At 40.1% G+C, this 25,804-nt stretch carries 27 protein-coding genes and 1 tRNA gene; 6 read left to right on the forward strand and 22 right to left on the reverse strand.

The features are described 5' to 3' along the window. Positions 1-118: 118 nt before the first annotated feature. From glgB to RBB56_RS08940, 4 genes are all read right to left on the reverse strand, one after another. Complete coding sequence (glgB, locus tag RBB56_RS08925; RefSeq protein WP_306722016.1) at positions 119-2,044, reverse strand: 1,4-alpha-glucan branching protein GlgB; 1,926 nt, start codon at positions 2,042-2,044, stop codon at positions 119-121. A gap of 19 nt (positions 2,045-2,063) precedes the next feature. Beyond that, positions 2,064-4,841 carry a hypothetical protein gene (locus RBB56_RS08930; RefSeq protein WP_306722017.1) on the reverse strand — a complete coding sequence of 926 codons (2,778 nt, stop codon included), beginning with the start codon at positions 4,839-4,841 and terminating at the stop codon, positions 2,064-2,066. Positions 4,842-4,952: 111 nt separating this feature from the next. Beyond that, complete coding sequence (rsmA, locus tag RBB56_RS08935; RefSeq protein WP_306722018.1) at positions 4,953-5,825, reverse strand: 16S rRNA (adenine(1518)-N(6)/adenine(1519)-N(6))-dimethyltransferase RsmA; 873 nt, start codon at positions 5,823-5,825, stop codon at positions 4,953-4,955. A 39-nt stretch (positions 5,826-5,864) separates the two neighbouring features. Further along, positions 5,865-6,629: a TatD family hydrolase gene (locus RBB56_RS08940; protein ID WP_306722019.1), complete on the reverse strand. Its 765-nt coding sequence runs from the start codon at positions 6,627-6,629 to the stop codon at positions 5,865-5,867. 155 nt (positions 6,630-6,784) lie between these two features. Here RBB56_RS08940 and RBB56_RS08945 point away from each other — a divergent pair. Then, positions 6,785-6,857: transfer RNA gene (locus tag RBB56_RS08945), tRNA-Lys, on the forward strand. Between the two features lie 213 nt (positions 6,858-7,070). Next, positions 7,071-7,922 carry an AraC family transcriptional regulator gene (locus tag RBB56_RS08950; protein ID WP_306722118.1) on the forward strand — a complete coding sequence of 284 codons (852 nt, stop codon included), beginning with the start codon at positions 7,071-7,073 and terminating at the stop codon, positions 7,920-7,922. A 7-nt stretch (positions 7,923-7,929) separates the two neighbouring features. Here the strand turns inward: RBB56_RS08950 and RBB56_RS08955 are convergent, their stop codons facing one another. From RBB56_RS08955 to RBB56_RS08975, 5 genes are all read right to left on the reverse strand, one after another. Continuing rightward, positions 7,930-8,727, reverse strand: coding sequence for an NYN domain-containing protein (locus tag RBB56_RS08955; protein ID WP_306722020.1), 798 nt, complete (start codon positions 8,725-8,727; stop codon positions 7,930-7,932). A 69-nt stretch (positions 8,728-8,796) separates the two neighbouring features. Then, complete coding sequence (locus tag RBB56_RS08960; RefSeq protein ID WP_306722021.1) at positions 8,797-9,627, reverse strand: DNA-3-methyladenine glycosylase family protein; 831 nt, start codon at positions 9,625-9,627, stop codon at positions 8,797-8,799. A gap of 16 nt (positions 9,628-9,643) precedes the next feature. After that, positions 9,644-10,567, reverse strand: coding sequence for a tocopherol cyclase family protein (locus tag RBB56_RS08965; RefSeq protein ID WP_306722022.1), 924 nt, complete (start codon positions 10,565-10,567; stop codon positions 9,644-9,646). Further along, on the reverse strand, positions 10,560-11,903 hold the full coding sequence (locus RBB56_RS08970; RefSeq protein ID WP_306722023.1) for an FAD-dependent oxidoreductase: 1,344 nt from the start codon (positions 11,901-11,903) through the stop codon (positions 10,560-10,562). The genes RBB56_RS08965 and RBB56_RS08970 overlap by 8 nt, the downstream gene beginning before the upstream one ends. Positions 11,904-12,051: 148 nt before the next feature. Next, complete coding sequence (locus RBB56_RS08975) at positions 12,052-12,342, reverse strand: helix-turn-helix domain-containing protein (RefSeq protein ID WP_306722024.1); 291 nt, start codon at positions 12,340-12,342, stop codon at positions 12,052-12,054. Positions 12,343-12,518: 176 nt separating this feature from the next. Here RBB56_RS08975 and RBB56_RS08980 point away from each other — a divergent pair, with 176 nt between their 5' ends. Further along, positions 12,519-13,481: a diguanylate cyclase domain-containing protein gene (locus RBB56_RS08980; protein WP_306722025.1), complete on the forward strand. Its 963-nt coding sequence runs from the start codon at positions 12,519-12,521 to the stop codon at positions 13,479-13,481. Between the two features lie 97 nt (positions 13,482-13,578). Here RBB56_RS08980 and RBB56_RS08985 read toward each other — a convergent pair whose 3' ends face one another. The 8 genes from RBB56_RS08985 to RBB56_RS09020 form a co-directional block, all read right to left on the reverse strand. Then, complete coding sequence (locus RBB56_RS08985) at positions 13,579-13,995, reverse strand: Fur family transcriptional regulator (RefSeq protein WP_306722026.1); 417 nt, start codon at positions 13,993-13,995, stop codon at positions 13,579-13,581. A gap of 31 nt (positions 13,996-14,026) precedes the next feature. Beyond that, positions 14,027-14,887, reverse strand: a complete 861-nt coding sequence (locus tag RBB56_RS08990) for a putative manganese transporter (protein ID WP_306722027.1) — start codon at positions 14,885-14,887, stop codon at positions 14,027-14,029. Positions 14,888-15,068: 181 nt separating this feature from the next. Then, positions 15,069-15,611, reverse strand: a complete 543-nt coding sequence (locus tag RBB56_RS08995) for a zf-HC2 domain-containing protein (protein ID WP_306722028.1) — start codon at positions 15,609-15,611, stop codon at positions 15,069-15,071. Next, positions 15,608-16,120: an RNA polymerase sigma factor gene (locus tag RBB56_RS09000; protein ID WP_306722029.1), complete on the reverse strand. Its 513-nt coding sequence runs from the start codon at positions 16,118-16,120 to the stop codon at positions 15,608-15,610. The genes RBB56_RS08995 and RBB56_RS09000 overlap by 4 nt, the downstream gene beginning before the upstream one ends. Before the next feature lie 208 nt (positions 16,121-16,328). Beyond that, complete coding sequence (locus RBB56_RS09005; RefSeq protein ID WP_306722030.1) at positions 16,329-17,036, reverse strand: ABC transporter permease; 708 nt, start codon at positions 17,034-17,036, stop codon at positions 16,329-16,331. After that, entirely contained in the window at positions 17,033-17,881 is an 849-nt protein-coding gene (locus RBB56_RS09010; protein ID WP_306722031.1) for an ABC transporter ATP-binding protein, read from the reverse strand. Before RBB56_RS09010 ends, RBB56_RS09005 begins: the two co-directional genes overlap by 4 nt. A gap of 6 nt (positions 17,882-17,887) precedes the next feature. After that, on the reverse strand, positions 17,888-18,394 hold the full coding sequence (locus RBB56_RS09015; protein ID WP_306722032.1) for a hypothetical protein: 507 nt from the start codon (positions 18,392-18,394) through the stop codon (positions 17,888-17,890). 43 nt (positions 18,395-18,437) lie between these two features. After that, complete coding sequence (locus RBB56_RS09020; RefSeq protein ID WP_306722033.1) at positions 18,438-18,878, reverse strand: LytTR family DNA-binding domain-containing protein; 441 nt, start codon at positions 18,876-18,878, stop codon at positions 18,438-18,440. Positions 18,879-19,261: 383 nt separating this feature from the next. Between RBB56_RS09020 and RBB56_RS09025 the strand changes: the two genes are divergently transcribed. Beyond that, complete coding sequence (locus RBB56_RS09025) at positions 19,262-19,471, forward strand: helix-turn-helix transcriptional regulator (protein ID WP_306722034.1); 210 nt, start codon at positions 19,262-19,264, stop codon at positions 19,469-19,471. Beyond that, positions 19,468-19,953 (forward strand): hypothetical protein, encoded by a 486-nt coding sequence (locus tag RBB56_RS09030; protein ID WP_306722035.1) that lies wholly within the window; start codon positions 19,468-19,470, stop codon positions 19,951-19,953. The genes RBB56_RS09025 and RBB56_RS09030 overlap by 4 nt, the downstream gene beginning before the upstream one ends. An 89-nt stretch (positions 19,954-20,042) precedes the next feature. Here RBB56_RS09030 and RBB56_RS09035 read toward each other — a convergent pair whose 3' ends face one another. Together RBB56_RS09035 and RBB56_RS09040 are read right to left on the reverse strand one after the other, a co-directional pair. After that, a complete protein-coding gene (locus RBB56_RS09035) occupies positions 20,043-20,264 on the reverse strand; it encodes a hypothetical protein (protein ID WP_306722036.1) in 222 nt (73 codons plus the stop codon). 164 nt (positions 20,265-20,428) lie between these two features. Then, positions 20,429-20,743, reverse strand: coding sequence for a DUF3783 domain-containing protein (locus tag RBB56_RS09040; protein ID WP_306722037.1), 315 nt, complete (start codon positions 20,741-20,743; stop codon positions 20,429-20,431). Between the two features lie 293 nt (positions 20,744-21,036). Here RBB56_RS09040 and RBB56_RS09045 point away from each other — a divergent pair, with 293 nt between their 5' ends. Continuing rightward, complete coding sequence (locus RBB56_RS09045; RefSeq protein WP_306722038.1) at positions 21,037-21,699, forward strand: VanZ family protein; 663 nt, start codon at positions 21,037-21,039, stop codon at positions 21,697-21,699. Between the two features lie 9 nt (positions 21,700-21,708). Here RBB56_RS09045 and RBB56_RS09050 read toward each other — a convergent pair whose 3' ends face one another. From RBB56_RS09050 to RBB56_RS09060, 3 genes are all read right to left on the reverse strand, one after another. After that, positions 21,709-23,073, reverse strand: coding sequence for a hypothetical protein (locus RBB56_RS09050; protein WP_306722039.1), 1,365 nt, complete (start codon positions 23,071-23,073; stop codon positions 21,709-21,711). A gap of 208 nt (positions 23,074-23,281) precedes the next feature. Further along, positions 23,282-24,763 (reverse strand): xylulokinase, encoded by a 1,482-nt coding sequence (xylB, locus tag RBB56_RS09055; protein WP_306722040.1) that lies wholly within the window; start codon positions 24,761-24,763, stop codon positions 23,282-23,284. Between the two features lie 405 nt (positions 24,764-25,168). Further along, positions 25,169-25,330 (reverse strand): hypothetical protein, encoded by a 162-nt coding sequence (locus tag RBB56_RS09060; protein WP_306722041.1) that lies wholly within the window; start codon positions 25,328-25,330, stop codon positions 25,169-25,171. Between the last annotated feature and the right edge of the window lie 474 nt (positions 25,331-25,804).

Below are 25,804 nucleotides of genomic sequence, written 5' to 3' on the forward strand. Positions count from 1 at the left end.
TGTAGAGTAAAGGTATAAAAAAGGATGAATGTATCTTCTGCTTACATTCATCCTTTATTTCGGCATAAACTTCTATTTTCTTAACCTTTCGTTCCATAAACCATAAAGATATTACCTCTTAGAACACAAATACCGCTACCCCATACGCAGGTAAATCGAAGGTAATGCTAAAATCTTTGTAATTGACCTTTTCCTTGATAGCTGTCAGTTCTTCCGGAATCTCACTGCCGCTTCCTCCGAATATTACTTCATCGCTATTCAACACAAGTTTATATTTTTTCTTTTCCGGCACACCGACCTTATAGTCTTCGCGCATTACCGGTGTCATATTTAGTACAAATAACAGGTTATTCTTACCATTTTCTGCTCTTCTGACGAAGCTATACGTACTTCTTTCCGCATCATCCGCATTCAGCCATTCGAAGCCTGCCCAGGAATTATCGATTTCATATAGGCACGGATACTTATTATATAGCTTTAACAGCTTCTTCACATATTCGTGCATTCCCTTATTATTAGGTTCTTTAAGCAGATGCCAATCCAGCTCTCTTTCCTCACTCCACTCTCTTTCCTGAGCAAAATCCTGTCCCATAAAAAGAAGCTTTTTTCCGGAATGACCGAACATATAGGCATATCCCACTCGCAGGTTCGCATATTTATCCGAAGAATATCCGGGCATCTTATTTACCATGGAGCATTTCAAATGTACTACCTCATCGTGAGAAAGGGGTAAAATATAATTCTCAGATTCATTATAACTCATCGCAAAAGTCATAGCATAATGGTTGTTCTTACGAAAAAGCGGATCCAACTTCATATATTCACAGAAATCATGCATCCATCCCATATTCCATTTGAAACTAAAACCAAGTCCATCCTCTTCTACCTTGCCGGTTACCATAGGCCATGCTGTAGATTCCTCAGCGATCGTAAGAAATCCGGGGTAAGTACCGAGTATTACGGAATTCATATGTTTAAAGAATTCGATAGCTTCCAGATTCTTGTTTCCGCCGTATTTATTGGCAACCCATTGCCCTGCTTCCTTCCCATAATCCAGATATAACATGGACGCTACTGCATCCACACGAATACCATCCACATGGAATTCTTTCAACCAGAATAACGCATTTGCAATAAGAAAATTCTTCACTTCTGTCTTACCGTAATTGAAGATTTTCGTTCCCCAGTCAGGATGCTCTCCCAGACGCTTATCGGGGTGTTCGAAGATACATTGTCCATCAAACTCTGCCAAACCGTGCTCATCCGTTGCAAAATGTGCCGGTACCCAATCTAAAATTACACCAATCTCGTGCTCATGCAGCTTATTCATTAAATACATAAAGTCCTTAGGCTCTCCATAACGAGAAGTAGGAGCATAATAACCCGTCACCTGATATCCCCAGGATCCATCATAAGGATATTCCGCAATACCCATAAGCTCCACATGGGTGTACTTCATTTCTTTTAAGTATTCAACAATTCTATCCGCAAATTCTCTATAATTATAAAACCCATCCGGGGTATTTTGATGCTTCATCCATGAACCGATATGGCACTCGTAAATCGCAAGGGGCTCCTTATTATAATCCTTATCCTTTCTTGCTTTCATCCAGCTATCGTCTGTCCACTGGAATCCTGATAAATCTGTTGTTTTAGACGCATTCCCCGGTCGAAACTCTGCATAATTGGCAAAGGGGTCCGCTTTATAAAGCTTTCTTCCATCCGGTGTCCTAATTAAAAACTTATATAATTCATTGACTTCCACGCCCGGAATGAACAATGCATGAATGCCGCCGGGCCCCAGCCTTTTCATCTCATGTTCTTCTTCATTCCAATCATTAAAGGATCCTATGACATGTACACTCTGCGCATTGGGAGCCCATACTCCGAAAAACATTCCTTTTTCCCCATCTTCCACCGAAGGATGTGCGCCTAGCTTCTTGTAAATATCGTAGTGCGTTCCTTCCGCGAAAAGATATTGATCCGCTTCAGAAATAAAGACTTCCTCTTCTATTACTTGTAACTTCTTTTTTACCGCTGCCATAGACAACATATCCTTTCATTTAATAGTGCATGAAATCTTTTTCCCTAAGAATAATCATATCCTCTTCATCATATCGTTTGCCCATTAAAATATCGCATAAATGTCCCAGATTCTTCTTGTCCGCAAAGTAAATGGCATCATCTACCAGCTCCTTCACCTCAGCAATGGTCACTTCATGATCGCTCGTCTGCATATCCGCAATTCTTGTATGCAGAGCGAGAATTCCCAACTCATCGATAGAATACTCAAGTTCTTGCGCATATTGCTTCGCATATTCAACAAGCGCATGGTCGTTAAGCGCTTCGATATCCACTCTTGCATTGAAGCACTCTAATAATATGTGATTCTTTTTCAGGAAAATGTTCATTTCATCTTTCCTGCCCTCCATGATTATGAGAAGGCCGCTACTTTCCTGAGATAAGACTTCCTTTAAGTCCGTTGCCGTACTGCTCGACATTTCTGTTGCACGCTCAATAATAAGAGCACCATCTTTTAAATGAGATAACGTGTCTTTTACATTTTTCTTTCTTAAGGTAGCCCCTGAAATCTTAGCTACCTTACCGGAAAAGTTGCTATCTGACATCTGCATGATACGAACAAGCGACTTGGCAAGTTCCAGAGTTCCCGTGCCTTCTTCTCCTGTAACAATGACGTTATCTGTAAAAGGATCCATGCTCATAGTATCGACCGCATGAATAATCTGCTCTTTTGACTTCCTATTATATGTAAATCTTCCGAATAACTCTTTCTCTTCTTCAGACATAGGACGAAGTCTGTTGGCATCCTCTACCATATCCACCAGCTTTTCTGCCGAAGGTGCTGTAACCTCCGACAATACCGTCTCTAAGTCTATTACTGCATCTACCGCTTCCCCATCCTTAGCTGCCGGTACTTCTTCCATAAATTCCATCGGTAATTCCTCAGGAACTTCTACAGGCTGTACTGCCTCCGCTACAGGTAACCCAACAGAGGGCAATTCCGCTTCCATAACGGCCGGCTGCGCCTCTTCCTGTATAGGCACTTCAGTAATAGGCTGCTGAGTCGATGGCGCCGATGTTACTGTCGGTATCTCCGGCTGCTGCATAGTTGGCTGCATAGATGCTGCCACATTCGATATATGTGAAGCTGCGAACGCTTCAGGGCTTACGACTCTCTGGCCGCCTTCCTTCAAAATAGCTTCCACAACTGCTTTTTCTAATTGTTCCAATAAACCTTTCTTCGTAGCCTCATCGAACTCGGAGAACATATTCCCGGTATGCTGCTGTACACGCTTGCGCACTTCCTCGCTGCGCTTTTCCTGATTCTCCCTCTTCATGCGCTCCCACTCGGCCATAACATCGGTAATATTCATCTGTCCGGTGATCTGCTTCTCAATCTGGCTCTCCTCCGATACTGCCAGGCTAATCTGACCATCGTATTCCTGTGAAAGCATCTGTTCGAATCCTGACGGCTTCGCTTCTGCGGACCGAAGGCGCTGGGAAGGCATCGTTATTGCACTCACCGGCGGAGGCGTAACGGATACCGGAGCCGGAATGGGTGCTTTAGGTGCCGTATATCCCGTAACATGAGGAGTTGGTGCTACGGTCGGGTAGATAATCCTTCTTCCCGGATGAATCTCCTTCGTATCCCCTGAAGGAACATCCGCCTCTTTGTTATCCTCAAAAAATACCTCTTCCACTGCTGACTGCGCTTCCCCGGATCCAAGTTGAACGATATCCGGCTGCGCCGATGAAGACGGAGTTATTTGCGGCAATACTTCCGGTATATTATGTATATTCTGAATATCCGGTACTGGCTGACTCGGTACTTCCCGTTCCTCTTGGATATTAGGAGCACCTGCCGCAAATGGCTCATTCGGCACTTCTTGTATTCCCTGAATATCAGAAATAGTTTCCACGGGCTCTTGCATGTTATTATCCTGTACATCTTCGCCCAGAAGCTCTTTCATGCTTTCCGCCAGTTCTTTCTGGAGGTTTATCGTATTATATTGACCTACATCCACTGTCTTTACGCGGAATTCTTCTTCCTGTTCCTGCGGCATGGTATATTCTGAAAAACTTGTAACTTTAGCGTTGCCTTCCTGCTGCCCGGACAATTCTTCCTGCTGTTGTTCGGGTTCTACTCCGGCATCCACCATTTCTTTTTCTCTTTTAAGCAAAAGATACCGATCCTGCTGGTCCGGAGTCAACGGCTGGTGAAGCTGTTTTAATTCTAATGCCTTTATAATGTAACGTCCCTCTCCGAACCAGAGGACCATCTCGTCACATTCTTCCACACATTTCGTCTCAAGGCCTACGCGATGATACAGATAAGCGAGCTCATACGCCCACTTTTCCCGATAATCCCGCTTCTTGAACTCCTCGAGTACGGCAATCCGCTCCTCCAAACTCACGTCCTGCGCCTCGTAGAGTTTGTATTGCAAAATATATCTTCCCGTATCCTTAGGCGCAATCTGTACAAATTCCTTGTAATATTCAATAGCCTGTACAAATTCCCCCATTTTTATCGATAGTTCACATAGAGAATAAACAATAAGACGACCGCCCGGATGGCGCTCGTATGCCATTAATAAAATATCTTTGCTTTCCTGAAATCTGCGATTGATCTTATATAAGTCGCTGATGGTGCAGAGCATCATAACACTTCTCACTCTACGCCAATCAATTGTATCCGCAATTGTTACCGCTTCTACGAACTCCCCTTCTGCAATCAGCGCCTTTATTTCCTCTGACCGGACTTTATATTCGTACTTATCCAAGGTACTCACCTCATAAATTTTTGATTTTTCCACTGTCATAGACAATTCCTGCCAAAGGCAGTCTTGTCAAAATACTGCATAATACCCCTATTTTCACTTTCTAAGTTTACCATAGGACATAATCAATGTCAAAAAAATATCAGGAATTATTTAAGTATTCTCAGGTGATAATAACAGATTACTCAGCCGGGCGAATTGTTCCAAAGTAAGAGCTTCTCCGCGAATGGTTAGAGGCAGTTCCATCGCTCCTAAAGCCTTGATGATATCTTCCTTCTGTGCTTTTACTTCTTGGGCATTCGTAAGACCATTCACCAATGTCTTACGCCTCTGATTAAAGGAAGCCCGTATTAACGAAAACATATGTTTTACATCATTAGCTTCCACCGGAGGATTCTCATATCTCGTCAGCTTGATAACTGTACTTCCTACATTGGGCTTTGGCATGAAACATGTAGGAGGTACTTGAATCATAACCTCCGGCTTCGCATAATACTGCACCGCCAAAGACAGGGCGCCATAATCCTTCGTTCCCGGGCCGACCTGCATGCGGTCCGCCACTTCCTTCTGCACCATAATCGTAATGCTTTCAAGCGGTACACCGCTTTCAAACAATCCCATAATAATGGGTGTCGTAATATAATAGGGAAGATTGGCTACTACCTTTATCGGTTTATTCTCATTTTTCTCTTCTACAATATGGTTAATATCCACCTTTAGGATATCCTTATTGATTACTGTTACATTCTCATAAGGGGATAAGGTATCCTCAAGAATGGGAATCAGCGCTTTATCGATTTCTACCGCTATTACCTGCCTCGCATTCTCCGCCAAATACTGCGTCATCGTTCCGATTCCGGGACCGATTTCCAATACGCAGTCTTCTTTTGTAATACCGGAAGATGCAATAATCTTCTCTAATATATGAGTATCAATTAAGAAATTCTGTCCGAATTTTTTCTGAAAGTTAAAATTATATTTTTTCAGAACTTCTATTGTATTGCTGGGGGTTCCTAGAGTAGCCATTTTCATTCTCCGTCATCATTAATATGTTTTCATCTGCTTTTATATGCAAAACAGTCTCTTTGCATTCTCCGTTGTAATTGCCACCACTTCTTCCTGCGACATTCCTTTAATCTCTGCAATCTGTGCGGCGATAAGCGGAAGATTCAGAGAACTGTTTCTTTTCCCCCGATAGGGCATGGGGGCCAGATAAGGACTGTCCGTCTCAAGAAGTATCTTTTCAATCGGAATATATTCCACCGCTTCTTTTAATTTCTTCGCATTATTGAAGGTGATAACACCGCCTATTCCAAAAGAAAAGTCCATAGTAAGAAATTCTCTCGCTGTTTCCTTCGTATAAGAATAGCAATGAACTACTCCGCCTATTTCCTCCGCCCGCTCCGCTCTCATCATATCCACGGTATCTTTCGCAGCATCTCTGGAATGAATTACCACCGGCAGCTTCACCTCTCTTGCCATTTGAAGCTGCCTGGTAAACCACTTTTTCTGTATCTTTCTGTCCGGCTCATCCCAATAGTAATCCAACCCTATTTCCCCTACGGCAACTATTTTAGGTAGGCTGCATTGCTCCTTCATCCAGGTGAATTTTTCCTCGTCCAGCTCTTCTGTATCGGAAGGATGAACTCCTACCGCCCCATAAATAAACGGATACTTCTCCGTCAAGGTAATAGTGTTCTTAGTGGTTGCAATGCTGGCTCCTATATTTATTACATATTCTATTCCCTTTTCCTGCAAACTACTAAGAAGCTCGCCGCGATCCTCGTTAAACGCATCATCATCATAATGCGCGTGACTTTCAAATATCATTTACGTTTTCCTGCCTTTATTTCCCAACCTTTTTTACATTTTTAAGCATTTTTTATATTATCAAAAATTTTTCAAAAAAATGCTTGCAAACTAAAAGACATTATACTATAATAACACTTGCGTTGTAAACGTGACATAAATAATATTTTTACTTTGCGTTGCTAGCTCAGTTGGTAGAGCACCTGACTCTTAATCAGGGTGTCCAGGGTTCGAGCCCCTGGCGACGCACTTTAGGTACTGGTTTTGTGACATTGAGTCATGGGGTCGGTACTTTTTTTATTCTTAATCTCAAATAACCTATTTATCTGCATTAATCTTTACCTTTTCACTTTACAGTACTTTTGATTCCTGATAAGTTTATTTTAACTCTCATTTTGGTGCATGAAAAGAGAGGATTCTATAATAGAGATAAGATAAACTAAAAATATGGAGAGCAAAAAGATGGAATGGATAGAACGACTGAACAGCGCTATAAATTATATAGAAGAACATTTAACAACCGATATCGATTATGATGAGCTTGCAAGGATAGCCTGCTGCTCCACCTATCATTTTCAGAGAATGTTCTCCTATATGGCCGGAGTACCTCTTTCTGAATATATCCGCAGAAGACGGATGTCATTAGCCGCAGCAGATTTGCAGGATAGTGAAAAGAAGATTATCGATATTGCCCTGAAATACGGCTATGATTCGCCTACCGCATTTAACCGTGCATTTCAAAATCTTCACGGCATCGCTCCTTCTCAGGCCAAAAAAGAAGGTATCAGTTTAAAAGCCTATCCTCCCATCAGCTTCAAAATAACGATTAAAGGAGAGACTGAAATGAATTACAGAATTGAAAAGAAAGATGCATTTAAAATTATAGGTATATCGGAGGTGCTCCATCAAGATATTGAAGAGAACTTCGCAGTGGTTCCGCAAATGTGGCAGAAAGCAACGGTAAACGGTACAATACCCAGACTCGCTTCCCTTATGAATTCGCAGCCTATGGGTATATTAGGAGTCAGCGCTTGCAACGATCTCATGCAATGGAGATATTATATCGCGGTTGCCAGCACCCTGTCTGCACCGGAAGGCTTCGAGGAATATACGGTGCCTGCCGCAACATGGGCCATCTTTAACGGAGAGGGACAGTCCTTGTCCATTCAAGAATTAGAAAAGAGAATTGTTACGGAATGGCTTCCTTCTTCGGGATATGAATATGGTAATGCGCCGGATATAGAGGTCTATCTCTCCCCCGACCCGGAAAATACCAAGTATGAAGTCTGGATACCCGTTATAAGAAAGAAATAGATTACGGTTACTTTTTCATTCGGAACCGGACGATATTCTTCTCCTGTTCACAGTCCAGAATATTCAGCGAATTAACAAAGGAGCTGAATTTGGAATGTCCGAAGTTGCGCACATCGAAGTCAGGGAAGCGCTTACCGAGCTGATTACGAAGTTCAGAAGAGTGAATCCACTCATCATCGTCAGAACCTTCTTCCACCAAAGAAATGATTGCCTTTTTCACCATGGCTAAATCGGTCTGCGGTCTCAGCTCTTCCCTGTCTTTCTTCGCCTCATTTCCCTTCCCCGCCTTCTTCAGGCGTACCGTTCTCGACGCTGCCTTAATAACGATATTTTCTTCTTTCTTAGAAACATGTTCCTCTTCCTGTTCTTTAGAAAGCAGAATATCGAGATACTTAAATTGATTACATGCGGAGATAAAAGGCTTCGGAGTCTTGCTTTCTCCCATACCTACTACATACATCCCTGATTCACGCAGACGCATCGCAAGTCTGGTGAAGTCGCTGTCCGAAGAAACGATGCAAAATCCCCCTACCGTACCGGAATATAAAATGTCCATCGCATCGATAATCATCGCTGAATCAGTTGCATTCTTCCCCGTAGTATAGCTATATTGCTGAATCGGCGAAATCGAATTGTCCAGCAGGACATTCTTCCACGATACGAGCCTCGTATTCGTCCAATCCCCATAAATACGCTTATAAGTTGCCACCCCATTTTTCGCTGTTTCATCCAGAATAATCTTCACATATTTATCCGAAATATTATCCGCATCTATAAGTACTGCAAGCTTTAGTTCCTTATCCATAAAATTCCATACCTTTCCTCAAGTTCATTTCCAATTTTAAACATTAAAATTATAATTAACCAAATTTTATCACACTTTTCCGTAAATATCATAATAAAATGCATATTGCTGTAAAATTCCTGCATAACCTTCATATCGGTCAAAAGGAAAGCCTTCCGGATAATTCTCCGAAAGCACCGCCTGAATATGCGTATCGATAGGAAATGCTTCTACATGGTATAATCCAAATAAACAGATGCATTCCGCTACCTTGACACCAACCCCCGACAGCTTCATTAATTCAACCTTAGCCTCTTCATAACTCATATCCATAAGTCCGGCAAGATTCACCTCATTCTCAACGATCATTCTTGCAGTTTTTAATATGTAACGGCTCCTATAGCCGAGATTGCAGTTTTGTAATTCTTCAAGGGTCACCCCCGCAAGCCTCTTTGCCGTCGGAAATGCGTAATACCTTTCTCCGCGGAAGTTATATCTCTCTTCTCCGAAGCTTTCGCAGAGAGACTCTACACACTTCTTAATGCGGGGAATATTATTTTGCTGTGATATAATGAAGCTGATAATTATTTCGAAAATCTCTTGCCGCAAAATACGGATACCGCTTCCATATTCCACCGCCCGCTTCATATATTTATCCTCTTTATCCACAGTTTCACATATTTTCTCATAATCTCTTCCACAATCGAAGTAGTTTACCCACAATTCATCCCACTCCTCCTGTGTACAAGAGAAAAAAATACTATCTTCCGTATGTTCTATCTCCAGATAATTGCCATAGGCAATCAGTGTGTATCTATTATCTTCGCCCACCGCCTTATTCATTCGAAAACATTGTCCCGATTTGCTTATCTTCTCCAAATCGAAATCCTTCATTTGTATCTTAAACATATTAATAATCATACCTTTCTATAGCCTTTTAACTAACGTATTCATAGCTCGCCCTATGGCTGACAAAATCAAATATAATCTTCCCTGAATCCATAAATCGATATCGAACTGTACAGGTAATCGTTTCCTTAATCCTTCTGCTCATACTGCCGTATTCCGGTGCGTATAACAGAAGTCCCTCTATATAGGAAGTTCCGGGTTTCTTCTTCTCTCTATCTAACAGGCTTCTATATACTTCCAGGCGATATCTTCCCTGCTTAATGATTAGCTCATTTTCTGTATTCTTTATAATTCGTGCCCCCAGATAAGTCGCAAGGCGGTATTCTATTCCTCCATACCAAATAGCACAGATACAACCTGCAAAGGAGAAGAGACCAAAAGGAATGTGGGCGGCACAGGCTACAAGGGAAGAATCCTTCTTTCCTGTCCAATCGCCGCATTGCGTCCATGTATAATCTCTGGGAAAAGAGCTGCCGAAATCCTTTTCTATATACCCTGTCCCACCTGAAAAGTCATACACTTTGCCATTTATAGTGAGCATCCCGCTAATGCCATGAATCATACTCAAGATCCCATGGCTGCACTGCATAAAGGGCAGAAAACGGAAAGGCCCCATAATATCCGAATATAATTCGGTAAAAGGCTGATACCGTAAGACTCCCGTTATCTCTACCGCTTCATTCTTCAACGCCACCCTAATACCCTTATCAGAGAATATATTACTACCTATTTTAACATAAAAATGTCGTTTTGCGGCGTAGAATTCTTTTCCCTTAAATGGGAAATTCCAGGTTCCTTCCTTTGTTACCACCTGTATGGATGCCGCCCGTTCTCCACGATTGCTTACATGGAATGCCGGGATAAAAGCAATGGAAATATCCTCTTTCTGATGCTTCATATACCAGCCCTCGAAATAAGCGCTCCTACGATGAGAGCCACGAAAGTTATTCATTCTTCAAATCCTCCTGCGCCGGATTATCGATAATCTTACCGTCAAAAGCAAAGCGGGAACCGTGACACGGACAATCCCAGCTCATTTCGTCCGGATTCCATTCCAGGGCACATCCCATATGGGTACATTTCGGTGTTGTCGAAAATATCCCTTTGCTTAACCCCTTGGCGGACTGAATGCCTTCTTCTGCCAAATTGACTGCGGAGGCCTGCAATCGGAATCTTTGCGGTCCAAATACCTCTTCATATGGGCTCTGCCCTTTTACGATAAGGTCACTGATCATCATAGCCGATACCATCGCACTCGTCATTCCCCATTTCTGGAATCCGGTAGCAACAAACCAATTTTCCGCTGTAGATGCGAATTGTCCAATATAAGGAATACCATCGATAGGCATACAATCTTGTGCCGAGAAACGCGTGACTTCCCTGGATTCCGGAAACCATTTCTCCGCCGCCAGAGATAGCTTCTGATAGCTTCCACCTCCTGTATTCTCCCCTGTTCTATGGCCCCCTCCGCCTAACAATAGATAATCACCGCTCTTTCGAAACGAAAGCCCTTCCTTATCGATCCCATAATAAATGTGATCCATCTGTTTTGTATTCTTCAGTACCACCACATAGCTGCGCTCTTGATGCATCCTCAGAAAATAATAACCGGGCACATTAATAAAAGGGTAATGACTTGCAAATACTACTTTTTTTGCCCGGATAATACCTTTATTGGTAATAATTCTATTTTCCTCTTCTTCCTTTTCCACCGTAAGTACTTTGGTATCTTCATATATTGTAAGATCTTCTGCTATTCTTCCCAGGAATAAAAGAGGATGAAATACCGCCTGATCATAAAACTTAAGCGCCTTTATCACCTCAAAAGGAAGTTCCGCTTTCGTCGTTAACTCCGCACATATCCCAAGGCGTTTTGCTGCCTCCTCTTCTTTCTGTAACAAATCTGTGTCTTCCAGAGAGTAAAGATAAGACTGGCATTCCCTGAACTCACATTCTATTCTATTCTCTTCCACCAGGCTGCGATATTCCGCAATAGCCTGACGGTTCGCCTGAGCATATAGCTTCGCGTTCTCCTCTCCGATTTCCTCTATCAGTCTATGATAAACCAGCCCATGCTGTAAGGTGATTTTGGCAGTTGTATTTTTCGTTTGCCCGCTCCCTATTCTTGCCGCTTCCAATACTACAGACTGTACTCCTTTATTCTTCAGATAAAAGGCAATGAGCAGACCTGCTATTCCTCCACCAATCACTGCCACATCGACTGTCATATCCTCTTTCAGCGCTTCCCTCTTCGGAATATCTGCTGTCATCGTCCATATTGAATCCATCTTTACGCCCTTTCCCTACCTACCATTAATCTATAGCATGCGTAATAAGTATTCACATATTTTCGTATATTTAAACAATACTACGATTGCAGAACCTTTCCTAATTACATGAAAAAGGACTCTCTATAACAGAAAGTCCCTTTCATCCCTATTTCCCTTTTTTTCGGAGTGACTCTGTCAGCATGACTAATATTTCTATATCATGTTCAGAAAGCTCCGTCACATCCAAGTATCTCCCCTTTTGTATTCCGAGAAGATAATCAGTGCTAACTTTAAAAATGCCGGCTATTTTTATCAGCACTTCGTACGAAGGATATCTTGTTCCAGCTTCATATGAACATATTGCGCTGGTCGCCAATCCCAGCCTTTCCGCTAGCATTTTCTGCGTCATATTTTTTTCTTTTCTTAGCTGTCGTAGCCTCACCCCAAATTTAATCACTAGCACCCCCTCTTTCACGTATAGTGTATCTTTTATTAATTCCGTTTTGGTAAAACTTTATTTACAATTTGTGAACTTTTAGTTGAAAAAACGGTATTATTGGAGTAGAATAGTATTTAATTCATAAATATTGATTTTACCAAAGAAAAGCTTCTAAGAATTAGGGGAATTAACCAATGAATTATACACTATGTGAAATTACTCGCAAACTATGTGAAAATTACTTTTTACATCCGGCGAGGGGTAATGAAAGCATGAATCAATATTCAGATGATAACTTAATATTTATTGGTACGGGGAAACATCAGATCTTCACTTCCCGCACTGCCTTTGAGGAAGTTTGGAAAAATTATGATACCGCTATCTCTTTCGATATCTTAAGTGAATGGTATGAGTGCCGGCAACTTTCCGAATATATTTATCTCGTTTATGGGTGCCTGTGGGTGAAAGAAGAAGAAAACAGCCAAAAAGAAATTCTTATAGAAATGGACACCCGTATTAGTATTATTTATGAAGTAAACGATAAGGGCTATAAGATTCTTCATATCCATCATTCCGTACCATATGCGGAACAAGGCAGTAATGAACATTATCCAAAAACCCTTTCTGAAAAAGCCAATTTTATGATTGACATGCTCAAGCAAAAGGTGGAGCAGGATTCTATGACAGGGCTTCTCAATCGCAATGCTTTTGAACAACACATTACAAAATGTATCAAATCCAACCCTGTTGGAATCTTTTATATGATAGATATCGATAACTTCAAGCAAATTAACGATACTTACGGTCATGTGAAAGGAGATACCGTTATTAAAGACTTTGCAAATCTACTATCTCAGATCTTCAACACCAATGCTTACATCAGCCGTCTGGGAGGAGATGAATTCGCAGTCTTTGAACCGGAATTATCAGAAGAAAGTATAATAACTCATAAGGCACAAAGCATTATTAATGGCTTCTCTTCTCTCTCTTCCAAGTATGGGGACAAACTGATTCTGAGTTGTTCTATCGGTATTTCTTTTATTAATGACATCGATTGCAGCTTCAAGCATCTATATCGTAATGCAGATGAAGGTCTTTACCTTTCCAAAAAGAATCGTGGCGGGAGCTACCATGTAAATAAAAATGAGGATATATAATGCATATCATTATATATCCTCATTTCTATTTATATAACTCGCACAGGTATGCTCACCACTTGTGCCTCGAATGGCTGAAAACATTTTTCTTTCAACCTTATTTACATTCTTTGCAATATCCATACAATTCCAACTTATGACCGGTAATCGTGAAGTTATCGCTTCCTGTCTCTATCTTCGCATGTTCGAAAGGGCACTGTTTAAGCGGTATCAGCTTATGGCATTGCAAACATATTGCATAATGCCTATGTGCCCCATAGTTCCACTCGTAATATGCCATATCACCGGTTATTAGCGTTGACTTCGTCACATAGCCCTTTTCTTCAAAGGCTCCCAATGCCCGATATACCGTCGATATCGCATAGTTTGCCTTTTCATTCGTCTGCATTAGGCGGTGATAGATATCCACTGCACTGATAGGCATTGTCTCCTCCGATAAAATCTTAAAAATTTCTTCCCGCTGTTTCGTCTTCTTAATCTCACAGGGAAATACCGGTTCTCCATGTTCTTTCATCTTTTCTATCCGCCTCCTTTCTGCTGACGTATCAAATACCTAAAAGGTCAATTATTATGCCTGACAGTACACCGATTCCGTAAAGCAATGCCGTGATCTTTAAGTTTTCTTTCAGGTTGTCATTGACCCGGAACAAAACCAGAAGTCCCACTCCTGTTCCTGCCAGCAATCCTGCCATCATAGAACCGAGCCCCATCATTCCTTTCAAGTAAAGCTGCGTAATAACGATAGAGGATGCACAGTTAGGTATTAAGCCTACCAAGCCGGCTATCATCTGTCCCAAAACCGGTTTATTGAGAATTAGTTGGGAAAGGAAATCCTCACCTACGAAATGTATCACCATATTCAATACAAAAGAAATAACGAGTATAAAGAAAAAGATATTAAGGCTATGGCGCAGCGCTGATTTTAAAATGCCTTCTTCACAGTGACAATTCTCATTCTCACAAATATGACCGATGTCCATATGGCCGTCTTCTTCCTTATGGGCGTGCACCCTTTTCTTCCTGGCAAACAAATCAATCAGGAAGCCGACTATAATACCTATCACTATCTTCATTCCCACTAGCTTCAAAATGACGGAAATGTGAACTTGCTCCGAGATAAGGATAGGGAGCATCTCATCGGAGGTAGATAAAAAGATAGCAATGAGCGTACCGAGTGTAATAATTCTTCCGGCATACAGATTAGAGGCTGCTGCCGAGAAGCCGCATTGGGGAAATGCTCCCAGGATACCTCCCGGAACGGGCCCAAAGTATCCCGACCGTTCTATTGCTACCTTTGTCTTTTCCCCCATCTTATGCTCCATATACTCCATAGCCAAATAGGTCAAAAATAAGAACGGGAATAATTTTATAGAATCTATCAGAGTGTCCATAATGATATCTAACATGAAAATAACCCTGCCTCTCTTACAATATCGATGAAAATATAGTTGCAAACGAATAGCAATTGCAATTCATTTGCAACTATATTAACACATGCATGCCATTTGTCAACTATTTTTTATATTCCCTTATCTCCATTTCTCCATTCCAATAAGAGCAGGCGGCATCTTCCATTATGCAATAACATTATATCATTCCTTGTAAAAAGTCACCGACTGAAAATATGATCTGATCCCATTCCAATACCAAAAGAACTAATATAGAAGGTATCATCCATAGAAAAGGTCTGATGTAAAATATTCCTCTTTTACTTTTAGCATCTTCTCTCGCTTCCTCCTGTAAACCTATGCATTCCTGATCCCACCAAGATCCTTTATGGTAAATTTCTGAGAGAATACACGTTACGCTGAATAATAAAAGAATGCCTTCATATAATTTCAAAACAGACGATAACTCCAGCCTATAAAGAAGAAGTGCAAATAATGGACATAACAAATACCAAACTTTTATAGAATTGACATACTTAAGAATATCTTTGTTATGTTCCGGCGCTTCCTTTAATGAGCTGATATGAATATCCGATTTCATTTTCTGATAAATATCATTGCAATTTTCACACTGCTCCAAATGATGCTCTATAAATCCACTGACCGGCTCTTCCGTTAAGTTATCTACATATATTGGCATCAGCTCTTCGACAATAGCACATTCCATATCTTCCTTCTTCATTTCGTTTTCTCCCCTCCATATTCATCCAATACACTTATTAAGTTCTTCTTCGTCCTGAAGAATGTAACACGGCACCACGTATCGGATCTGTTGATAATATTCCCTATTTCCATAAATGACTTTTCTTCTATCAAACGTAATATTAACAAACTTCTTACAGGCTCCTCACATGATTGTATAAAGCCCATTACAATGTCTACAGCTTCTCTATTTAATATTTTCTCTTCTATATTATTATTTGCACATATGATAGAAACATCTAAATTCTCAATATGTATTATCTTCCTCTTCCTATTTAAATAATTAATACATTCGTTATGAGCGATAGAAAATATCCATGTTTTAATGTGGCTATCTCCCCGAAAGCAATCTTTTCCCCTCATTACTTTTATAAATACGTTCTGCAGTATATCTTCCGTATCATGATTATTAAAAGTCATAAAATAAATATATCTGTATAAATCCTTATAATAATTTTTGTATAAGGCCCCCACATCTTCTATGAGCAAATTCTATCACCTTCTTTAACTTAAAAGTTTTTTTCTATTTCATCGACGAAAGCCGTTCTATCTCTTTTTACTAATTATTACTTTATCATTCTTTATTATAATAGACAAATAATCTGTCTGATTTGTTACACTTTCTAAAATTATTTTTCTCTTTTTATTTTCCTATAGAAAAAAATCCTCCGGCCCTATAAGAACCGGAGAACTTTTATTAATCTTCCATACGATTATATCGGAAAACAATAATGAATGTAATTAAGAAAAGAAGAAAGTTTAGCGAAACTACCAGCACCGTTTCCCAAGTCAGGTGATAACTGGAGGAATTCTGTATAAAATTCCCTATTTGCTGCCCATAAATGTATTTCGAAACCTTTCCTATCTTCTCGTTAAAATAAGCAATCATTGGGAGGAAAGAAATTACCATACTGATAGGAACTGCAATTGCATTGGCGCTCATTGAATTCTTAGCAAATCCTCCGATAGCAAGGCCTAACACTATGGAGCATATACAGCCGATACTCATGCATAGCATAAACTCTGCCCCGGTCTTCACATTATAATTGCCCATTGTAAGGTAGCTGCTTCCCGTGAGCATAGTGCAGAAGAATACGAAGCCACCGATACTCGCCAGATATTCCACAGGGCGTATTCCTGACATTATCAATACCCGAAGCGTATTCTTTTCTTTTTCCTCTGATATTATGGAAGCCGTTACTACTACCGGTGTAAATACTGCATGCATAGTTGCGAAAATCGATATAAAGAAATCAGTCTCTCCCAGCTGCTGTCCCACAGATGTTGTCAGAACAAGTGCTACCAAGGGATACACGAAGAAGAGCACTAACACTTGTGTATTTTTCAAAATATCCTTACATTGCTTTGAGAAAACTGCCCCTATATGTGATATACGAATATTCATTCCTCCAGCCCCCTTCCTGTTAACCTGAGAAATACTTGTTCCAGATCCGGTTCAGAGGAATGGATCGAGACTATATCACCCTGACGAAACATCTGCTCTATTTTTCCTGCACTTTCAGGGCTGTTTATTATATTTATCATCTGATTATTTTTCATAAATATCCTGATCTGGTTCTCCGAATTATATCTCCTGCACAATTCTTCCGGTTCCCCGTATTCTATAATATTTCCCTCATGTAAAAGGGCAATGTTATCACACATCTTCGCCGCTTCTTCCATATTATGAGTCGTTAAAAAGATAGTCGTTCCCTCTTCCCTCAATCGGAATAAAAGTTCATGAATTGTCTTAGTCGTCGCAGGATCAAGGCCGCTCGTAGGTTCGTCCAGGAATAAAAGCTTCGGCCTATGCAGGATGGATCTGGCCAATATCAGCCTTTGACGCATCCCCTTCGACAGCTTGCCCGCTGATGTCTTCTTCTCACCGCCTAACCCAACCGCCGTAAGAACTTCTTTTATCCTTCTCTTATCTATTTTATAAATAGAAGAAAATAACTTCAAATTATCATAGCAGCTTAATCGTTCATAAATGCCGCTGTTGTCCATTACCATCCCTATTTCTCTGTAGCTGTTCTCCTTTAACCTTTCACTGTTCTCCCCGAACACATACGCTTTTCCCGCAGACGCCGGAAGCTGCCCGGTCAGTATCTTAATGAGGGTCGTCTTCCCCGCCCCCGAAGGTCCCAGCAGGCCAAATATCTCCTGCTTCTCTACATCTAAATTAACAGAAATTAAAACCTTCTTTTCACCAAAGCACTTATCAATATTTTCAAGTTTTATCACTTTCATATTATTTCATCTCTTCTTTCCCGATATCTCACTTTTTTGCCGCTTCTTATATTCCTCCAACCGTTGCTCATATATTTTACTTTCCCACTTTGTTTTTATTACCATAACTGCGGTACTAGCTCCGAAGCAAATGCTAAAGGATAGGAAGAAGCCCAACCACCCCTGCCACGAATATGCCGGAAACCATCCGAAATATAAAATGAACACTATCATCAATGCCGTCACACAAAGCAACATAAGAATGGTACGCATCAAGTAGGATAAACTGCCGAAATATTTTTCCTTGTAAAAGATTCTCTCGATGGCAGAAATACAGACAGAGGATAATAGAAGCTCCGATAAAGTACGAAAAGCAATTCCTTGATTCCCCAGCCTAAATAATGTGGAAAACCTCATATCTTCCTCCCCTATCGTCAGGGCAATTCCCATAATCACTAATATCGTTATGCCAAATATAATAAATGTCTGTGCGATAAAACCAGACCGATTCATAATATTATCTTTCCTTTCCATTTCACATGCTCCTTCCTATATCCCCGTTATTCTTTCGCACTCTTTAGACAATATCCAGCTTTTCCTTTATCGTTACCGCATACTGTCTGGATACCATAAGTTTCTCCCCATTATTCATCGTCACCAGTATCCTCCCATTGAAATCTGACTTAAGTGCTTTTATTTCATTGAAGTTAATTAAGACAGACTTGCCTGCACGAAAGAACCCCGCGGTATCGAGCTGCTCTTCCAGCTCATACAATCTTAAGGGTGTCTCATACACTTCATTTTCTGTGTATAAAAAGGTCTTTTTATCCACAGTATCAATATAGAAGATTTTAGCAGCATCCAGCAGGTAGGTCTGATCACCCTTTATGCCCGTCAGCTTCTTGTCGTATACGCGCAGCATTGTAATGATCCTCATAATTTCTTCATCCACTTTCTTACAGTTGATGATAACTTCCACATCCTCCTGTTCCGGCACTTCGTTTATCCGTATTTTCAATGGGCACCTCCTGCTTCGTAATGTACAACCTTTTGACCCCGGCATCATGATATAAAAGTATAATATTTTGCAATATTATACTGCACCAAACAACGTGAGTGTGCATAAAACATACCTGGTCGCTTGCGGCCAAGGTATCGATACTTTATATATCTACTATATGAAGTTTAAGTCTGTATTTCAATTATATTTTTCTATGTTGCAGAAATTAATTACTAAGGTGTCGGGTAGACCGCGCAAGGAATATTAGTAAGGCAGACCAGCATTTTTCATATATAAGTAGTACATATAAAGCAAAATGTAAAATGCGCTTGACATATTATGTAAAGCGAACTATACTATAAATGTAAAGCAAACTATACTTCAAGAAAGGAAGGGGTTTTTTGCAAAATAAAATACAAGAAATGAGGAAGACCTACAAAGTAACTCAAAGCGAATTAGCGGACGCCGTAGATGTGACGAGACAGACTATTATCTCTTTGGAAAGCGGCAAATATAATGCTTCTCTCGTTCTCGCTCACAAAATCGCACAATATTTTAATGTATCTATTGAAGAAATGTTTATTTTTGATAAGGAGGATGAAAACCTATGATATGTTTACTTAATCTATCTGATAAGAATGTAAAGACGAATGAAGAATTTTCCAAAGTCCTGAAGAAGAGAATCCGTATTTTCTATTGGCTGATTGCCCTCGGTGCTATCACTTTGTCCGTTGCCTTATGTAATGAGTTTTTCTGGCGCATCGGCGAGAATTCATGGCTGGATGGGCTGTATACAGGATTGGGTACGGGTATTATTATCATCGCTGTTAAAAAGATAATGAATTATAAAAAAGTCTTAAAAGATGAAGGTCTCTTAAAAAAAGAGCGCCTGAAAACACAGGATGAACGTAACCAAATCATTGCCGGTAAGGCTATGCAATCAGCCACGTTTACTGTTTTACTTCTCTCTTACGCAGTTTTGCTAATTGCCGGGTTTTTCAGCCGTACTATTTTCTACTGTTTTTGGTGGGTCGTTACTATTTATTGCCTGGCTTACTTAATCTTCAACAAATACTATAATAGAAAAATATAAAGTAACTGCGAGGGTACTGAACAATTACAATATAAAAATTTTAGAGGTTCCTTGATGCCATGGCATTCAAAGGAACCTCTTACTTTTTCTTAGAAAAAATCTGATCCGTCCAAAAGACTTCTAAATGCTCCGTCATCCCCTTCCGCTAACGAATTAACGATTCGGTCCATTTCTCTTTTCGACTTTACTTTCTTACTTCTTGCTATTGTCTGTTCCTTCTCTGCCTCAGTCATCTTCGCGAACCTATCCATCGCTCCCTGATTCATAGCAAGAGATAGTCCAAGACCTATTGGAAGCTGCTGATTATCCATATTTTTGCCCCCTTTCAAATACATTTTAATCACTCTTATCACCATGCCTTTTCAAGTCTCACGACTTTCGACATAAGTTCATATTTAGTATTTGAAAAGGAAAGTCTTAGTAATCATCCTCTTTCTTCCACCATTGCTATTTTTCGGCAAAAGACTGCAAAAATCTATTTTTTGTGAAAGGCCTCGTGCTCTCTTTTCAATTCCTCGAATAGCTCTACCGCATTCCAAAATTGATTCGTCGGCGTAAGAACCGCCTTATAATTAACTCTTGGCAGCTTATGCTTACGAAATCCCATAAGAACGCTATCTACCTGCTCTCCTGTCATTCCGGCGAAAATCATCATTTCTCCGTCTAATTCTTCTCCCTCATACTTATTCTCAGAAGGCTCGATACCTTCTGCCCCGGCATGGAAACCAATGGGATCTAAATAGTCCTCCTTCGCAATTTCCTTTATTGCCAAATGTTGAACTAATAACATTCTTTTTAATTGCTCTTTGCGAGACTTGTCCTGAAAGTTATATAACAGTATACTTGCTTTCATTTTTATACCCTGATCCTTTCGACTTTTCTTCCTCTAACGCATATGATAAAGAACATTATGTGAACTTTATAAATAATTAAAGCTTTTTCAATATTTCAAATTGTGATTTATAAAAAAAAGTGTATAATGATAACAAATATCACCACTTACATAAATTTTAAAACTTTTTGATGAAAAATTCACACATTTGTATTATACTAGGCTGTAACCCTATCTCTAGGAGGAGAATTATGTCTGATTTTACGATTTTAGCTGTTAACACATTTTCTGCATATATAGGAGCTATTCCTTTGCTTATTATACTCCAAATATTTTTTTGGAAGTATAAGCTACCCAAGCGTCATCAGTTTGGGCTCTATATCTATTCCCTTGCTATCTGCGTAATTTTAATGGCAACGGATACACCATCCCTATATCAGCTCAATTTTTACCCGGCATTTAACCTAATTCCTTTTTATAACTTTACCTATACACTGGAACATTATATTCAGAGTTTTCTGGTATTCATCCCTATCGGATTACTGCTCCCCACCTTATGGAAGCAATTTCAGCCGGCGAAAGAGACGATCACCTATGCTGTTATCTTTTCCATTCTCATTGAGGTATCACAGATATTCTGCCTTGCCACTACGGCAACAACAGATATTACCGATATCATTATGAATGTCCTGGGAGCACTAACGGGATATTTTATCTTCCTTCAAGTGAAAGATATGCGCTTTATGGGGCGTATGTGCTTAGATGCGAACGATAGGCTTCATCAGAACCTGGCACGATGGGAAGTTTATATTTACTTTTTCACACCGTGGTCCATCACATTCCTTTTGGCTCCCTTTATTTCCAATGCCATCTGGGATTTCTTATGGGAAGCAGTGATAGGTATCCCTATGTAATTACCTTTATCAATGATTAATTACCTCGTTAATGCAGCTTGCTGCCTTTACTGCGCCGAGGTGATTCACATTGGCGTAATCGGCGAAGCAGCAATCCGGAAGTTCCACCTGCAGCATATCCACAACTTCTGCTTCATATTTTTGGCATAGCTCCTTCACGAATGCAGTCAGCTCCTCATAGTAAGACTGCTGCATATGCTCTTTATACCATTTTGTATATGGCGGAAGGAAGAAGATTACTTTGATTCCCTTCCCCTGACAAAAACGGGCATATCCTTCGAGCAACACCTTATTTTCCAATACAATATCCATAAAAGGCCTATTGTATAATTCACTGATTTCTCTCTGATTCATACTCAGCATCTCTTTCGGGCATGTTGCTTCATCGAAAATATCCATTCCTTCTTCGTTCTCAGCCTTCGCACCTTTCTCAAAGACTTCATACCATCTATCCATATCCGCTTCATCAAAATACTGCATAATCTTCTGCTCCTCAGATTCATATAAATCAATAAAATGATCTGCATCCTCGCAGTTATGCATTGTTTTCACAATGGGATAATAAGCAAGGCAGCGTCTCCATTCTACCTTAGACTTAGAAGCATCGTACCGAAGCGAATATGGAGCCAAACCGACAATCGCATATTTAATATTCGGCAGTACCTCAAGCGCATGACAGAACATTTCGAAATCATAGAAAATATCCTGTGCTGTGTTCGCCAGCGAGATCGACTTCGTATGCAGTAGTTTACTGCTTATCGCATTTCTAACATTGGTGCCCCCGGTTATGATGCACTTTACCTTCTCATCACGCTTCCTTTTGAAATCCATATATACTTCATAAAAGGAGGGATAAACCACATATTTATACTTTAAGTAATCCCATACCTTAATCATTTTCTCTTTTGATTCTATCGCAGGAAGATCATATATTTTCAGCGGCTCATCGCAAAGTATGTACAAATCATATTCATTCATATATGCAGGATGCAATGCATGCCAATCGAATACACAATAGTTCTTCCTTAGTTTCTCTTTGATATCTTCTGCCAGCCAATTATCACCGTAAATGACACATTTCAGGCCCCTCAGACTACGATTGATACTCAATATCTCCTTTAAAATTCTATGATATCCGCAAATGCATTCTTCGTTGATAGCCTCTTGTCCTAACTCATGAAAAAAAGCCTCTATTACAGCCTTAAGCTGCTTCTTACGGGAATCAGTAAGGTGAATAAGTCCTCCGGCGTAAGACGCTATTTTCTTCAACTCCTTAGAACGAATATCTCTTCCTAAGTTAATATTTAAAACCATAGTGAGCGCAGAATCCAACGCCGATAAATTAAACTCTGACGATAATTTTATACCTTCCATTTCAGTGCCTTCCGTTTCTTCTCTTACTATATTCCTATTCATTCTTATAGTCTATCATAGACCTTATAAGCTTTCAATGTTAACCGAATTTCACATTCATGTCTTCTATAAAAATGGAAAAATCCGATTACCAAATTATTGACCGTTTAACTAATTTGTTGTCAATAATCCTGCAATCGGATTTATCATTTATAGTAAATACGCAATATTAGTTCATGAAAGCTTCATTCTGCTTGTAAAGCTTCCCGTATTTCTCGTATAGCTCACGATATATCTTCGCATTCTCCCTATTGGGTTCATATACCTTATCCCTGAAGCTTACGAAGCGTTCACATGCTTCCTCGACACTTTGAAATATTCCGGTTCCCACACCGGCCATGATACATGCACCCAGGCAAGCCTGTTCACCTACTTCACATACCGTTACCCTTTTCTCAAAGATATCAGCCTGTATCTGAAGCCATTCATCACTGGAGGCTCCTCCGCCGGAAGCAATAATAGTATCCCCGCTTATTCCCAGCTCATCAAAAATTGTCAGAGAATCTTTTAAGCTAAAGGTAACACCTTCTAATACCGACCTGACAAAGTATTTCCGGTCGTGGGATAATGTAATACCGAAGAACATTCCTTTCGCAGAAGGATTCATGTGAGGTGTTCTCTCACCTGTCAGATAGGGAAGGTATATAAGCCCCTTACTCCCCGCTTCCGCCTCTCCTGCCATTTTACTGAGTTCTTTGAAGTTTTCTACTTCTAATACCTTATTTTTCAGCCAGTTTAACGACATACCGCTGCAAAGTGTTGCCCCCATTATCGTGTAACCCTTTTGAATTCCGTGGCAAAATGTATGGGTACGTAGCTCCTTATCGTATATCGGTTTATCTATGTAAGTAGATATCTGGCCTCCTGTTCCAATATTGGAAATAATGGTACCCGGACGAAAGCACCCGTTTCCTATGCTCTGTGCCGGCTGATCACCTGCACCATATACTACAGGTATCCCTTCTTTTAAGCCGGTTTCTTCCGCGCACTGCTTCGTTACATATCCGGCAATTTCATCCGCTTCGTTACATTCCGGAAAAATATCTCTGGGAAATCCGAATCGATCGATCATATCCCATGCCCATTCTCTCTTCGGCGTATTGAAAATAGCAGTAGAGGAGGCATCCGACATCTCCGTACCGATATTCCCGGTTATTTTCATTCGAATATAATCCTTAGGTAACATTACATGTCCTATTTTCTCGAATATCTCTTTTTCATTTTCCTTTACCCATAGAAGAGAAGGAAAAGCGAAACCTGTAAATACACGGTTGCAAAAAACTGTCCCCATCTCTTCTGTGCTCATATTCTGCTGTATGAGAGAAAGTTCCTCACGAGAACGTTGGTCCAGCCACAATATTGCAGGACGTAATGGTTTTCCTTCTTTATCGGTAAGTACCAGACCGTGCATCTGCCCGGAAAAGCCTATCGCTGCAATTCGTGCGAAGCTGTCCGGATACTTATCTTTTAACCTGTTAAGTATAGCCTTAGCCGCATTCCACCATACTTCCGGCGACTGCTCCGCATAGTTCATTTGCGGAATATCCACCTCATACTTTTGCGTCTCGACTGCCGTCTCCTTATTCTCACAATCAAGAAGCATTGCTTTCACACTGGAGGTACCAAGATCAATTCCTAATATTACTGACATAACGCTTCCTTTCTGTTTCTCACTCTCTCTGCTTTTTAATATAGCCAACAAACATGGCTGTCGTCCTCGTTCCACCGAGCACTACCGCGGAAATGACATCCATCTTTGTACCTTCACCTACATTAAACTGTGCGGAAAAGGTTCTCGCAGAACTTAGAATACCTCAAAATATTCTACCACTTCCAATAAAGATAAACAACTCACCATCTACGAGGGCTGTTGTTGAATTCGTATAGATACGGGTGAATTCTCTACTTAATATTCATCATAGCTAATAGCACAGTAAATGGGTAGACCTATTGAACAGTTTCCAAATTTCTATAAATCCAAAAATGGAATCTGCAATATTGCAGATTCCATTTATCTCAACCCCTAACATGAAAAAGACTCTTGTCTTTTTGCCTATTATTTATCTATTTCCTTATTCAAAAACTCTTGTCTTACACTTTCCGGCATTTTTACTTCGTGAGCTAAAAGTGGTACACTCTTTCCAACCGTGTTCTTTGCCGTGTTACATGCTAAATCCATAATCTTGTTTGCTATTACCTTTTCTGTTCTTTCTTTCATGCTCATAACCCCTTTCTCAGTTGTATACAAGGTATCTTAGTATCTGTGATATATTATAATTCATTTTCAAAGTTATGGTGCAATTTGGTAACAAACGTCCTGTTTTTTGCGTTTTACGTCGTATTTTCCGTTTTCTAGTAATATGTCTTTACTGAATTATATGAAAATGATATGATGAATACATTAAAATCTATTGAATTTATAAAGATTTTATCATTTAGGGGGAATATTTTATGAACGTTAATCTGTCATTTATTCTAATCTCATTGCTTAATTCATTGGTATTTGTAGCCGCGATGACTAACCTCCTTATAGTTCCCCTCCGTCTAATTAATAAAGTATTTATCTATTTCTACATTTTATTATGTCAACTTTTTTTCGGACCACAGTTGGGACAAAATATTATTATCTTTACAATCGGCGGGGCCCTTCTCATTATTGCTGCTTCCAATAAGCATTATATTATCAACCCTC

It is taken from the genome of Kineothrix sp. MB12-C1 (genome assembly GCF_030863805.1).
Taxonomy (GTDB): Bacteria; Bacillota; Clostridia; order Lachnospirales; family Lachnospiraceae; genus Kineothrix.

Coding starts and splice junctions, on each gene's coding strand:
- glgB (WP_306722016.1), bottom strand. CDS start 2,044: ATGGCAGCGGTAAAAAAGAAGTTACAAGTAATAGAAGAGGAAGTCTTT.
- RBB56_RS08995 (WP_306722028.1), bottom strand. CDS start 15,611: ATGAAGAAGGAAGATATGGAATGTGCTATTGTCGAAGAGCTGATGCCA.
- RBB56_RS09005 (WP_306722030.1), bottom strand. CDS start 17,036: ATGAATATTCGTATATCACATATAGGGGCAGTTTTCTCAAAGCAATGT.
- RBB56_RS09045 (WP_306722038.1), top strand. CDS start 21,037: ATGTCTGATTTTACGATTTTAGCTGTTAACACATTTTCTGCATATATA.
- RBB56_RS09015 (WP_306722032.1), bottom strand. CDS start 18,394: ATGGAAAGGAAAGATAATATTATGAATCGGTCTGGTTTTATCGCACAG.
- RBB56_RS08950 (WP_306722118.1), top strand. CDS start 7,071: ATGGAATGGATAGAACGACTGAACAGCGCTATAAATTATATAGAAGAA.
- RBB56_RS09060 (WP_306722041.1), bottom strand. CDS start 25,330: ATGAAAGAAAGAACAGAAAAGGTAATAGCAAACAAGATTATGGATTTA.
- RBB56_RS08965 (WP_306722022.1), bottom strand. CDS start 10,567: ATGAATAACTTTCGTGGCTCTCATCGTAGGAGCGCTTATTTCGAGGGC.
- RBB56_RS09035 (WP_306722036.1), bottom strand. CDS start 20,264: ATGGATAATCAGCAGCTTCCAATAGGTCTTGGACTATCTCTTGCTATG.
- RBB56_RS08980 (WP_306722025.1), top strand. CDS start 12,519: ATGAATTATACACTATGTGAAATTACTCGCAAACTATGTGAAAATTAC.
- RBB56_RS08960 (WP_306722021.1), bottom strand. CDS start 9,627: ATGATTATTAATATGTTTAAGATACAAATGAAGGATTTCGATTTGGAG.
- rsmA (WP_306722018.1), bottom strand. CDS start 5,825: ATGGCTACTCTAGGAACCCCCAGCAATACAATAGAAGTTCTGAAAAAA.
- RBB56_RS08940 (WP_306722019.1), bottom strand. CDS start 6,629: ATGATATTTGAAAGTCACGCGCATTATGATGATGATGCGTTTAACGAG.
- RBB56_RS09050 (WP_306722039.1), bottom strand. CDS start 23,073: ATGGAAGGTATAAAATTATCGTCAGAGTTTAATTTATCGGCGTTGGAT.
- xylB (WP_306722040.1), bottom strand. CDS start 24,763: ATGTCAGTAATATTAGGAATTGATCTTGGTACCTCCAGTGTGAAAGCA.
- RBB56_RS08930 (WP_306722017.1), bottom strand. CDS start 4,841: ATGACAGTGGAAAAATCAAAAATTTATGAGGTGAGTACCTTGGATAAG.
- RBB56_RS08990 (WP_306722027.1), bottom strand. CDS start 14,887: ATGTTAGATATCATTATGGACACTCTGATAGATTCTATAAAATTATTC.
- RBB56_RS08970 (WP_306722023.1), bottom strand. CDS start 11,903: ATGGATTCAATATGGACGATGACAGCAGATATTCCGAAGAGGGAAGCG.
- RBB56_RS09030 (WP_306722035.1), top strand. CDS start 19,468: ATGATATGTTTACTTAATCTATCTGATAAGAATGTAAAGACGAATGAA.
- RBB56_RS08985 (WP_306722026.1), bottom strand. CDS start 13,995: ATGAAAGAACATGGAGAACCGGTATTTCCCTGTGAGATTAAGAAGACG.
- RBB56_RS08955 (WP_306722020.1), bottom strand. CDS start 8,727: ATGGATAAGGAACTAAAGCTTGCAGTACTTATAGATGCGGATAATATT.
- RBB56_RS09040 (WP_306722037.1), bottom strand. CDS start 20,743: ATGTTATTAGTTCAACATTTGGCAATAAAGGAAATTGCGAAGGAGGAC.
- RBB56_RS09010 (WP_306722031.1), bottom strand. CDS start 17,881: ATGAAAGTGATAAAACTTGAAAATATTGATAAGTGCTTTGGTGAAAAG.